Origin of the sequence: Allobosea sp. 2KB_26, from assembly GCF_052115715.1 — a bacterium.
Taxonomy (GTDB): domain Bacteria; phylum Pseudomonadota; class Alphaproteobacteria; order Rhizobiales; family Beijerinckiaceae; genus Allobosea.
This window is the reverse complement of record NZ_JBFRHE010000004.1, coordinates 332,367-344,303: the sequence shown is the minus strand read 5'-3', so window position 1 is coordinate 344,303 and position 11,937 is coordinate 332,367. Positions and strand designations below refer to the sequence as shown.

General features: G+C 64.0%; 8 protein-coding genes. 6 read left to right on the top strand and 2 right to left on the bottom strand.

Annotated features, from left to right (window positions below):
* Positions 1 to 2: 2 nt before the first annotated feature.
* Positions 3 to 2,255: a GumC family protein gene (locus tag AB4099_RS15085; protein ID WP_113516939.1), complete on the top strand. Its 2,253-nt coding sequence runs from the start codon at positions 3 to 5 to the stop codon at positions 2,253 to 2,255.
* 33 nt (positions 2,256 to 2,288) lie between these two features.
* Positions 2,289 to 3,737 carry a lipopolysaccharide biosynthesis protein gene (locus tag AB4099_RS15080; protein WP_113516938.1) on the top strand — a complete coding sequence of 483 codons (1,449 nt, stop codon included), beginning with the start codon at positions 2,289 to 2,291 and terminating at the stop codon, positions 3,735 to 3,737.
* 126 nt (positions 3,738 to 3,863) lie between these two features.
* Here AB4099_RS15080 and groL read toward each other — a convergent pair whose 3' ends face one another.
* Positions 3,864 to 5,486 (bottom strand): chaperonin GroEL, encoded by a 1,623-nt coding sequence (groL, locus tag AB4099_RS15075; protein WP_441478649.1) that lies wholly within the window; start codon positions 5,484 to 5,486, stop codon positions 3,864 to 3,866.
* A gap of 223 nt (positions 5,487 to 5,709) precedes the next feature.
* Entirely contained in the window at positions 5,710 to 6,204 is a 495-nt protein-coding gene (locus tag AB4099_RS15070; RefSeq protein ID WP_113516936.1) for a hypothetical protein, read from the bottom strand.
* A gap of 529 nt (positions 6,205 to 6,733) precedes the next feature.
* Between AB4099_RS15070 and AB4099_RS15065 the strand changes: the two genes are divergently transcribed.
* The 4 genes from AB4099_RS15065 to AB4099_RS15050 all read left to right on the top strand — a co-directional run bounded on the left by AB4099_RS15065 (position 6,734) and on the right by AB4099_RS15050 (position 11,888).
* Entirely contained in the window at positions 6,734 to 8,203 is a 1,470-nt protein-coding gene (locus AB4099_RS15065; RefSeq protein ID WP_441478648.1) for a M81 family metallopeptidase, read from the top strand.
* Between the two features lie 103 nt (positions 8,204 to 8,306).
* Complete coding sequence (locus tag AB4099_RS15060; protein ID WP_441478647.1) at positions 8,307 to 9,908, top strand: ABC transporter substrate-binding protein; 1,602 nt, start codon at positions 8,307 to 8,309, stop codon at positions 9,906 to 9,908.
* Positions 9,909 to 10,043: 135 nt separating this feature from the next.
* Positions 10,044 to 10,985, top strand: a complete 942-nt coding sequence (locus AB4099_RS15055) for an ABC transporter permease (protein ID WP_113516934.1) — start codon at positions 10,044 to 10,046, stop codon at positions 10,983 to 10,985.
* 12 nt (positions 10,986 to 10,997) lie between these two features.
* Positions 10,998 to 11,888: an ABC transporter permease gene (locus AB4099_RS15050; protein WP_113516933.1), complete on the top strand. Its 891-nt coding sequence runs from the start codon at positions 10,998 to 11,000 to the stop codon at positions 11,886 to 11,888.
* The last annotated feature ends 49 nt before the right edge of the window (positions 11,889 to 11,937 follow it).

Sequence of the window (11,937 nt, the reverse complement as noted above, 5' to 3'; positions counted from 1 at the left end):
CGATGGAAGCGTTGACCGGCAAGGGCCAGCGGTTCATCGCGACGGCACGACCTTCGGATCTGCCGCCACTCGAACCGACGACGCGGATAACCAGACCGATCATTGGATCGGCGCCAGGGCCGCTGCCATTCCAGCGGATCATCCACGCGCTGTCGAGGCGACGGGGTTTGATCTTTGCAATGATGCTCCTCGGCGGCGGAGGGGTCGCGCTCGCTGGCCTGATCATGTCGCCCACCTATACGGCAACGACGCAAATCGTCGTGGACCGCGCCTCGGAAGGGTCGAGTAGCACGTCCCAAGCCTCTCAAGCGCTCGACGATGCGGCAATCGACACCCACCTGGCCGTGCTTTCGTCCGATGCGCATCTGCGACGAGTCGCTGCGGCGCTTCTTCTTGCCCATGAGGAAGGGGTGGCGGCGAACGAACCGGATTCCTGGCTGCACCGTGTCCAAAATGGGCTCGGTGCCGCCTGGTCGGCTCTCACGCAGCCGTTTCGGCGTACCGTTGACAGCCACTCCCTTGACAGCAACGAAAGCGCGCTCGCCACGCAATTGAAGCGCGCCGTAAAGATCGGCCAAGAGCGACGTTCCAGAGTCTTGTCGGTTGTTGCGACGGACTCCGATCCGCGACGTGCAGCCGAGATCGCGAACACCGTGGCGAATGTCTACATCGAGGATATTGCGCAACGAAAGCGCACCGACGCGGAGCAGCTTGTGGTTTGGCTCGCCAAGCGCGTTCCCGAGATGAGGCTGGAGGTGGCGCGTGCCGAAGAGGAGCTGCAGGCCTACCGATTGCTCCATGGCGCAGCGGTCGATGGCACCCCTGATGTAACCGGACAGCAGATCGCACAGCTGGCCCGGCAATTGGCCCTGGCCAAGTCCGATTTCGCGGCGACGCAGCAACGACTCAACCGATTCAAGGACTTGCGCCAGCGCGGCGCGCCCATGGCCGCCCTTGCGGAAGCGCTGGGATCAGCGAGCTTGGCCGAGTTCGCCCGCAGCGAAGCGACACCGGCGACAGCCGGTCAGGAGCCTCAGCCTGAACAACGCCTGGAGGCGGACCGTGCGACAGGGCAGGCGATCGATCAGGCGGTCAGCCAGGTAGAGACCGACGGTCGCATTCTCCAGGCCCAGGCCAGATCAATCGAGGAGCGACTGCAGTCCCTGAAGGCGGCAGCGACCGAAACCGCGGCCAGCATGTCCGGATTGCGGGCTCTCGAGCGTCAGGCGGCCGCGGTAGCCCAACTCTACGATGCCCTTCTGAGCCGCCAGCAGCAGGCAAACGAACAGGTCCAGCTCATTCAGCCGGATGTCCGGGTGATGGCCTCGGCGTGGCCCCCGGAAAGGCCAAGTTCGATTCACCCGGCCTTCCTCATTCCGCCCGGCGTGATGGTCTTCGGCATCATGGGCGTCCTGCTCGCGCTGGGCATCGACAGACTTGATCACACCCTTCGCAGCACGGATGAAGCCGCCGAGGCTCTGGCCGTTCCTTGCCTGGGACAGGTTCCGAGGGTCACGCTCCGGCACGCAAAGCGGATCGAGGATCTGCTGCGGCAGCAGCCTCAATCAGTCTATGCGCGGTCAATCCGCTCATTGCTGATCTCCGTGTTGCCAAGGGGCTCCGGCAGCTTCGCGTCGAAGATCATCCTTGTCAGCTCCGCCCTTCCGGGCGAAGGCAAGACCACGGTCGCGCGGAGCCTTGTCCTCTCGGCCGCGCGCCTTCGACTGCGCGTACTCCTGATCGATCTCGGCGAACCAAGCGGGCTCCCTGAACGGGACATCGTGACGATGGCGCGCGCAACTGCCCCCGGCGTCGATCTCGTCGACGTCCTGAGCCGCGGCCGGCCGATCGCCGATGCGGTGGAGCACCTTCCCGAGCTTGGGGTCGACTACATTCCGCCGCCTCGGCTCGATGGCAACCTGCTTCATTTCCTCGCAAACCCGCAGGTTCCGCACTGGCTTGATCAGTTCCGCGAGACCTACGATTTCATCGTGATCGATGGGCCCGCAGCGGTCGATCGGCTGGAAGCGAGTTTTCTCGCGGGCTGGGCCGATCAGGTACTGCTCGTGGTGCGCTGGGCACAGACCGGCCGGGAAATGGCGCAGAGTGCGCTGCGGCTCGTCGGCGGCGCTCCGGGGCCCGACGCCGATGGCGCTCCCCGAGTGGCGTCGGTGCTGACCTGGGTCGATACCGAGCATGATGCCGGCTTCCATTTCAAGGACATGCGCAGCTTCATGAGCTGGCGTCGGTCATGATCGATTACAGTCACAACGCTGGGTATTGATCTGATGTTGACAGGTTACGCCAACGCCACCGTCGCCCGGCTGGCCCGCAGCGATAATGCGCCGACAGTGACCGCTCTGTCTGAGCCTGCGGCCGAGCCGACAAGCGGCGAAACCAGCTCGAAGGGCAGCACTGACCTGGCTCACCGGCTCTCATCCGGGAGCGTTTGGGCTCTCGTCGTCTATGTCGGCGGCGCGGGGCTTACCAGCATTGCTCAGTTCGAGATCGCCCGGTTGGTCGGCCTTTCCAGCTATGGCACATATTCCTACGCCTTTGCCTGGGTCAGCCTCCTGGCCTACAGCGCGACCCTCGGCTTCAATGTTGCCCTGCTTCGGTTCGTGCCGGCCTATGGTGCGAAGGAGCAGTGGTCTCTGGCGCGTGGTGTGATTCAGTTCGCCGTGGGCTGGACCCTCGTGGCGGCCCTCGTTCTCGCCGGAATCGGTGCCGGAATCGTGGTCGTTTCCTCCGCTCGCCCGCACTCGGAACTTACCACCAGCCTGCTGATCGGGATGGCCACCGTCCCGCTGGTTACGATGTATCTGATTGGTGCAACGCTGCTACGCGCCTTCGGCGGAATCGTTTCGGCTCTTTTGCCGGAACGCATCGTCCGTGACGGTCTCTTGCTGGTGCTTGTCGTCCTGGCCGCCACTGCAGCTTCATGGAAGCTGGACGCAGCGCTCGTCATGGCTGCGCTGTTGATCAGCTCAGCGGTCACCGTGGGCGTGGTCTGCGTGATCATGCGCCAGCTCTGGCCCCGTGCTCTGCAGGGCGTGAGCTCGACCTACGCTCCGCGCTATTGGTTGACCGCCGTCTTTCCCATCATGATCATGACGGCCGTCGACACCCTGATGAACCGCACCGGGGTGATGCTGCTCGGCTGGACCGGAAACATCCGGGATGCCGGTACGTTTGCGGTCGGCTTCAATGTGGCGATGCTGCTCCTGTTGCCGCGCGTCGCCGTAAGCACCGTATTTGCCCCCACGATCGCGGACCTTCACGCGCGCGGGGACCGGCTGGGCCTGCAGACGCTGTTCGCGCGCGCCAGCGTTTTGTCCTTCGTTGGGGCGGTCATGCTGGCTGTGCCGCTCCTGGTGGTGCTCGAGCCGGGGCTGCGATGGTTTGGCAAGGATTTCGTCGCCGCAGTTCATGTTGCTCAGATCCTGATGATCGGTCAGGTCTTTGCCGCGGCGGCCGGCCCGCATCAGAACCTCCTGACCATGACCGGTCATGAGCGCGCCGCCGCGGTCATAATGGTTGCGAGCGCCGCCGCGAATGTCGCAGCCTGCGCCATAGGGATCGCGCTCTACGGAGCAATCGGCGCGGCAGTGGCCACCACGGCGACCATGGTGCTCTGGAATGTGGCGACCGCCATTTGCGTCTACAACCGTCTCGATCTCATTCCAGGACTCGCCGTTGCGATTGGCATGAGGCGAAATAAGCCGCGACCCAGCTGAACCTGGCCCATACATACCGGGCGCACCGACGCCACGCGCGAGAGACAGCGCCGAAAATCTCCGGGGTGGCGCGCGATGCTCCTCCCGAATGATGCGACCGGAACGGGTCCGCGCCGGTGTGGATCATCAGAAATCCATGCCGCCCGGCATCGCCGGCGGCGCTTCCTTCTTCGGCAGCTCGGCAATGATCGCCTCGGTCATGATCAGCAGCGAGGCGATCGACGCCGCATCCTGAAGGGCGGTCCGCACCACCTTGGCCGGATCGATCACCCCATTCGCCACAAGATCCTGATACTCGCCGGTCGCGGCATTGTAGCCCCGGTTGTAATCATCCTTCTCGATCAGCTTGCCGACGATGACCGCACCGTCGGCGCCGGCGTTTTCGACGATCTGGCGGGCCGGGGCCTGTAGCGCGCGGCGCACGATCTCTACGCCGGTTTTCTGGTCGGCATTGGCGGGTTTGACGACAGCAAGTGCCTTCATCGCCCTCAGCAGAGCCACGCCGCCACCCGGCAGGATGCCTTCCTCGACCGCCGCGCGGGTGGCATGCATGGCGTCATCGACACGATCCTTCTTCTCCTTGACCTCGATCTCGGTCGCCCCACCGACACGGATGACCGCAACGCCGCCAGCAAGCTTGGCCAGACGCTCCTGGAGCTTCTCACGATCGTAGTCTGAGCTGGTCTCCTCGATCTGCGCCTTGATCTGTGCAACGCGCGCCCTGATCTCTTTCTTCCCACCGGCACCGTCGACGATGGTGGTGCTTTCCTTCTCGATCATGATTTTCTTGGCAGCGCCGAGCATTTGGAGCGTGACGTTCTCGAGCTTGATGCCGAGATCGTCGGAAATGGCGGTTCCACCGGTGAGGATCGCAATATCCTCCAGCATGGCCTTGCGGCGATCGCCGAAGCCCGGAGCCTTGACGGCCGCGACCTTGAGGCCGCCGCGTAGCTTGTTGACGACAAGCGTGGCGAGAGCCTCGCCTTCCACATCCTCGGCGATGATCAGCAGTGGCTTGCCGGTTTGTACCACTGCTTCGAGCAGCGGCAGCATGGCCTGGAGTGAAGAGAGTTTCTTCTCGTGGATCAGGATATAGGCGTCTTCCAGTTCAGCCCGCATCCTCTCCGCATCGGTGATGAAATAGGGTGAGATATAGCCACGGTCGAACCGCATGCCCTCGACCACATCGAGCTCGATTTCGAGCGATTTTGCCTCCTCGACCGTGATGACCCCCTCGTTGCCGACTTTCTTCATTGCCTCCGCGATCATGGCGCCGATCTCGGTGTCGCCATTCGCCGAAATGGTGCCGATCTGGGCGATCTCTCTATTGGCAGTAACTGCCTTGGCGTTCTTCTTGAAATCTGCCACGGCAGCCTCGACCGCCATGTCGATGCCGCGCTTCAGATCCATCGGGTTCATGCCGGCGGCGACCGCCTTGGCTCCCTCACGGACGATGGCGTAGGCCAGCACGGTTGCGGTCGTGGTGCCATCGCCAGCAGCATCATGCTGCTTTGAAGCGACCTCGCGCACCATCTTGGCGCCCATGTTCTCGAACTTGTCGGCGAGTTCGATCTCCCTGGCGACGGCGACGCCGTCCTTGGTGATGCGGGGCGCACCGAACGACTTCTCGATCACAACGTTGCGCCCCTTGGGACCAAGCGTGACCTTGACGGCGTTGGCCAGGATTTCGACGCCGCGCAGCATCCTCTCGCGGGCATCAGAAGAGAATTTCAACTCCTTGGCGGCCATGATCCGGGTCCTCCTCAGGGGGATTTCAACGGTTCAGCAGCAGGATATGGTCAGGCTGGTTCCTCTCGATCGGGCTGATTATATCGCTCTCTGCGGGGATTCAGCAGCACTTCTCCGTCAACCCGGAACGCGATGCACAGTGGGATCAGATTCCGCGACGCAACAGCTGATCACGGCGCCCCGCGGGCAGCCGCCTGCAGCACAATGATCCGTGCGCCACAGATCAATTCGCTGGGTCGCGTTCAGCAATGGTTCGTGGGCTGGGTTCCTGGTCGAACTTGCGACCACCCGCCGCCGCCTCGACCTTCTGCTGGGTGGACCTGGATACGAGGCGCGACTTCCCGAGGGCCGTAAAATCGCTGGCGCTGTGATTTTGACTGGCACGCCCCTCGAAGACCAGAACGTCCGAACGCGTGACGACGATGTCCCCGCGGCGCAGGGTTGAGTCGTCCAGATACCAATAGTGATCGGTCGCCGGATCGAGCTTGACGGCTGGAGGCGTCGGCTTGGATGCCACGACTTTCCGCGGATGCTGACGACGCGCCGGCCTCACGGTTACGTCAAGCGGCTGAGGCGCAGTCGGATAGACCTGGGGAGGTGGCCCCCCGAACACAGCGCGGGCCAGTTCATCGAAGAATCCCGCAGAGTGAGCGGGTGTCGCAAGAACAAGCGCGCTCAGGCCAATGGTGAGCAGCCCGCCGACTCGAGTGCTGTTCATGGGGCAAATCCTCGCGACCCGTCATGCTGGCTAACGCCGCTGACGGCTGGCGGTTCCACAGCGGCGGCGTCCGATTGCCGCCCGGAGTGGGATCGAGCCCTCTGGATGCTGGACCGGAGAGGGAAGCCAATGATCGCGGCAGGCCGACCGCATCTGCGCGTTGAATCCAACCGGCGCTGTCCAACACATGCGGCCTGCGCGCCCCTACCCGCGGAGCGTTGTTCCAATCGTCGATCTGCTCGACCAGATCGACGGCCACCGCGGCCCGCAGCGACATGATGAGCGGTATCCGGGGCCCAAGTTTCAGACGGCCGGTGGGATTCTCCTACACCCCGGGTGACACGGCAAAGTGAATTTGCGCGGATAGGATGTAGAATGACGAATGCTCCCATTGCCGTCGTCAATGGGCATTGACCTCAGCTCCGGGATTGCGAGCATCACAAAGTGGGTTTTCTTGCTGCGACGCAGCTTGACAGGCGCATTGCTGACGTCGGAGCTTGCCTCCGCACGAAACGGGAAGGCTCTGATTATGCGTCTGTTCGCCGCGTCGCTTGCTACCGAGACGAATACGTTTTCGCCTATCCCGACATCCCGCACGAACTTCGAGGCATCGGCCTATTTTCCCGCCGGCCAGCATCCCGACCGGGCGACGCATTGCACCGCGCCCCTTTACGTCGCGCGCCAGCGAGCAAATCGAGACGGTTTCACGCTGATCGAAGGTTCCTGCTTCTGGGCCGAGCCCTCGGGAACCTGTGCCAAGGCCGATTACGAGGAGATGCGGGACGAGATCCTCGGCCAACTCAAGGCCGCAATGCCGGTCGACGGCGTCCTGCTCGGGCTGCACGGGGCCATGGTCGCGCATGGCTATGACGATTGCGAGGGCGACATTCTGGAGCATGTCCGCGCCATCGTCGGCCCGAAGGTGCCGATCGGTGTCGAGCTCGATCCGCATTGCCACCTGACCGAAAAGCGCGTGCGGCTGGCGGATGCCATCATCCTCTACAAGGAATACCCGCATATCGACTTCGTCGAGCGGGCCGAAGAATTGGTCGACATCATCCTTGGGACGATCCATGGCACGATCAAGCCAGTGATGTCGCTCTATGACTGCCGGATGATCGAGCTGGTGCCGACCACGCGCGAGCCCGGTCGCTCCTTCGTTGACCGGATGAGCGCACTCGAAGGCAAGGACGGCGTGCTGTCGGTTTCACTGGCTCACGGTTTCCAGCAGGGCGACGTGCCGGAGATCGGCACGCGGGTCCTGGTCGTTACCGACAATGCCAAGGCTGCGGGAGACGCCCTTGCCGCGCGGCTCGGCGAAGAGTTCCGTTCGCTCAAGGGGCAATTCGCCCCGCCCGTGGTTCCGCTCGACGAGGCGCTCGACCGGGCTCTCGGCAGTTCCGCCAACGGCCCGAGCGTCATTGCGGATTCGACCGACAATGCCGGTGGTGGTGCTGCGTCCGACAATACCAACATCATCCACCGCCTGCGCGAACGCGGTATTCGCGATGCGGCGATCGGCCCGGTCTGGGACCCGGTTGCCGTCGAATTCTGCCTGACCGCCGGTGTCGGCGCCACCATCCCACTGCGCTTCGGCGGTAAGGCCGCCTCGACCTCGGGCAAGCCGGTCGACGGCGACGTCACAGTGCTCGGCGCCATCCGCAACGGCACCCAGAGCTTCGGCACGGCCAAGGTCCCGATCGGCAATGCCGTCGGCATCCGCATCGACGGCATCGACGTCGCGCTATTATCGCACCGCACGCAGGCACTGGGGCTCGAGATCTTTACCAGCGTCGGCATCGACCCGACGCAGAAGCGCATCGTCAGCGTCAAGTCGACCAACCATTTCCATGCCGCTTACGGGCCGATCGCCAGCGCGGTGATCTACACTGACGGCGGCGGCCCATCGCATCTCGACGTGCGCAAATACCCCTATCGCAAGATCGCCCGGCCGCTTTGGCCCCACGACCCGCTGCCGCCCGGCCGCATCGTCGTCTGAGGCTCGCCCCGTGCAAGGAGACTAGACCGTGTTTTGATCATCGAGGGTGGCCAGACGAAGCGAATGCTCGCGGTCATTCAGCATCTCTTGGAGGGAGAGAGACATGACGACCACACGCCGCAGATTCGTCCAGGGCAGTCTCGCCGCTGGAGCCCTGACCGCCGCCCCTGCCCGCCTGAGGGCCCAGACCACCCCACCCGTCTCACGCACCGTCCGCGCCGTGCTGCATGGCGATCTTCGCGTCTTCGATCCGGTCTGGACCACCGCGAACATGACCTCGTACCATGCTGCCATGGTCTATGACACGCTGTTCGGGGTCGACGACAAGTTCGAGCCCAAGCCGCAGATGGTCTCGAAATATTCGCTCTCGGACGACCGCAAGACCTACAGCTTCGAGCTTCGCGACGGCCTGCGCTTCACCGACGGCACACCAGTGACAGCGCGCGATTGCGTCGCCTCGATCCGACGCTGGGGTGCGCGCGACGGTGGCGGCCAGCACATGATGGCCCGCCTCGCCGACACTCCGGTGAAGGACGACAAATCCTTCCAGCTCGTGATGAAGGAACCCTACAGCCTGGCGGTCGAGTGGCTCGCCAAGGCGGCCACCAATGCCTGCTACATCATGCGCGAGAAGGAAGCGCAGACCGACCCGATGCAGCAGATTCAGACGATCATCGGCTCGGGCCCGTTCGTTATGAACCAGGACGCCGTCGTCCAGGGCCAGCGCTACGTCTACGACAAGAACCCGAACTATGTGCCGCGTTCGGAGCCAGCCGTCTTCACCTCCGGCGGCAAGGTCGTGAATGTCGACCGCGTCGTCTACGAAAACATCGCCGATGAGGCGACGGCGATCGCCGCCATCCGCGCCGGCGAGATCGACATGATCGAGTATCCGAATGTCGACCTGCTGTCCTCGCTGGAGGGAGAAAAGGAGATCAAGCTCGAGGTCCTGAACAAGCAGGGCCAGCTCGGCTGGGCCCGTGTCAACTGGCTCCATCCGCCGTTCAACAACGTCAAGGCCCGCCAGGCGATGCTCTACCTCATTCACCCAACCGAGGTGATGAAGGCGACCTTCGGCGACGAGAAGTACTTCAAGGGCTGCTCGTCCCTGTTCGGCATGGGCACACCAATGGAGAACGACGCCAATATCGACTGGTTCAAGGGCGGCCAGAACATCGAGAAGGCCAAGCAGCTCGTCAAGGAATCCGGCTATGACGGGCGCCCTGTCGTCGTGCTGCACGCCACCAACATCGCCTATATGAACAACGCCGCGAACCTGATCGCACAATGGATGCGCCAGGCCGGCTTCAACGTCTCACTGCAGGCCTCGGACTGGGGCGCGGTCATCACGCGGCGTGCGGTCAAGAGCCCTCCGGACCAGGGCGGCTGGAACGTCTTCTTCACCTCGGGCTCGGTCAATGCCTTCGGCAATCCCGTGGCGCTCAGCGGCCATGCCGCCAATGGCGAGAAGGGCTGGTTCGGCTGGCCGAGCGATGAGAAGCACGAAGCCTTCCGCGACAAATGGGCGGCAGCTTCGAATGATGCCGAACGCCGGCAGATCGCGCGCGACATGCAGCAGAACGCCTGGGATTTCGTGCCCCACATGTATTACGGGCAATGGTTCCAGCCAGCGGCCCTGCGCAATCTCACCGGGCTGATCGGCATGCCGGAGCTGATCCCGTTCTGGAACGTCAAGAAGGGGTAGCCGCCTCCGCAGGCCGGCCTCCGCCCCGGCCGGCATCGGACCATTCCGGCGGGCTGGTGGACGGTGCAGCCGGCGCGCGGCGCGAACGGCCTGCCGCTTCCAGCCTGCTCAGGCTGAAGGAGGACAATCGACCCCATGCTCAGTTACATCGCCCAACGGCTGGCCCAGACCCTGCTGGTGATGACGCTCGTCGGTATATTCGTCTTCCTGCTGCTGCATTTCTCGGCCGGCGATCCAGCCGCGATCATCGCCGGCGATTACGCGACGCCCCAGCAGATCGTCGCCATCCGTCAGCGGCTCGGGCTCGACGATCCGCTGCTGGTACAATTCTGGCGCTGGGCCGCACGCGTGCTGAGCGGAGATCTCGGGGTTTCGATCTTTTCGAACACGCCGGTCAGCAGGCTGATCCTCCAACGCCTGGAGCCGACGCTTTCGCTCGCGCTGCTGACCATGCTCTTCGCCGTCGGCATCGCGGTCAGCCTCGGTGTGATCGCGGCCTGGAGGGTCGGAAGTCTGGTTGACCGTGCCCTGATGGGCTTCTCGGTGCTCGGCTTCTCAATGCCGGCCTTCGTCGTCGGCTACGGCCTGATCTACATCTTCGCTATCGAGCTGCGTTGGCTCCCCGTCCAGGGCTACAAGCCGCTCGCCGATGGCGTGGGGCCGTGGCTGCTTCACCTGATCCTGCCGACCGTCACACTCGGCCTCGCCTATATCGCGCTGATCGCGCGCATGACGCGCGCTTCGATGCTGGAGGTGCTCGAGGAAGACTATATCCGGACTGCCAAGGCCAAAGGCGTCACGACGAAAACGATGCTGATGAAGCATGCGCTCAAGAACGCCGGCGTGCCGATCATCACGGTGATCGGCATCGGCGTCGCGCTTCTCATCGGCGGCGTCGTCATCACGGAGACGGTGTTCAACATTCCCGGCATCGGACGGCTCGTCGTCGATGCCATCTCGAAGCGCGACTATCCGATCATCCAGGGTGTGATCTTGCTGTTCTCCGGCATCTACGTCCTGGTCAACCTGCTCGTCGATCTCTCCTATTCGCTGATCGATCCCCGGATCCGGTACTGAGGGAGCGAAGCGATGAGCGTGATCACGGCCCATACCGCCCCTGCCACCCTCAGCCCTGCGCCGCGCAGTCTCGGCGCCCGGTTCAGGCGCTTCGCCCGGCGCAACCCGACAATGCTGCTAGGCGGCGCCATACTGATCTTCTTCGTCGCGATCGCGATCTTCGCGCCACTGCTCGCCGGCGACCCGATGCTAAAAGCGCCAACACGCCGGCTGCTGCCGCCATCCGCGCAGTTCTGGTTCGGCACCGACCATCTCGGCCAGGATGTGTTCGCCCGCACAGTCTACGGTGCACGCGTCTCACTGATCGTCGGTCTCAGCGTCGCGACGATCTCGATCAGCGCCGGGCTGCTGATCGGCCTGATGGCCGGCTATTACCGCTGGATCGAGACCCCGGTCATGCGCCTGATGGACGGGCTGATGGCGATTCCAGCGATCCTGCTCGCGATCGCGCTGGTCGCCCTCAACCAGGGCAGCATCGGAATCGTCATTGCCGCCATCGCCATTCCGGAACTGCCTCGCGTGGTCAGGCTCGTGCGCTCGATCGTGCTCAGTGTCCGCGAGCTGCCTTTCGTTGAGGCGGTGATCGCCTGCGGGGCGCGGACGCCTCGCATCTTGCTGCTCCACATCATGCCGAGCACGATCGCGCCCCTGATCGTGCAGGCGACCTATATCTGCGCATCGGCGATCCTGGTCGAGGCGTCGCTGTCATTCCTCGGCGCTGGGGTGCCCCCGGAAACGCCGAGCTGGGGCAACATGATCGCTTCCAGCAGGCTCTACCTGGCACGCGCGCCCTGGACGATCTTCTGCCCGGCGATCGCGCTGGCGCTGGTGGTGCTCGCGGTCAACCTGCTGGGCGACGGGCTGCGCGACAAGCTCGATCCGCGGATTTCGCGGAGGATGTGACAGCCAGGCGCGCATGGCTGCCCCGCCCTGGCGCGGCTGCCTTTTTCGG

Excerpts from the sequence above, each read along its gene's own strand:
- AB4099_RS15085 (WP_113516939.1), top strand. The coding sequence starts at position 3 with ATGGAAGCGTTGACCGGCAAGGGCCAGCGGTTCATCGCGACGGCACGA.
- AB4099_RS15080 (WP_113516938.1), top strand. The coding sequence starts at position 2,289 with ATGTTGACAGGTTACGCCAACGCCACCGTCGCCCGGCTGGCCCGCAGC.
- groL (WP_441478649.1), bottom strand. The coding sequence starts at position 5,486 with ATGGCCGCCAAGGAGTTGAAATTCTCTTCTGATGCCCGCGAGAGGATG.
- AB4099_RS15070 (WP_113516936.1), bottom strand. The coding sequence starts at position 6,204 with ATGAACAGCACTCGAGTCGGCGGGCTGCTCACCATTGGCCTGAGCGCG.
- AB4099_RS15065 (WP_441478648.1), top strand. The coding sequence starts at position 6,734 with ATGCGTCTGTTCGCCGCGTCGCTTGCTACCGAGACGAATACGTTTTCG.
- AB4099_RS15060 (WP_441478647.1), top strand. The coding sequence starts at position 8,307 with ATGACGACCACACGCCGCAGATTCGTCCAGGGCAGTCTCGCCGCTGGA.
- AB4099_RS15055 (WP_113516934.1), top strand. The coding sequence starts at position 10,044 with ATGCTCAGTTACATCGCCCAACGGCTGGCCCAGACCCTGCTGGTGATG.
- AB4099_RS15050 (WP_113516933.1), top strand. The coding sequence starts at position 10,998 with ATGAGCGTGATCACGGCCCATACCGCCCCTGCCACCCTCAGCCCTGCG.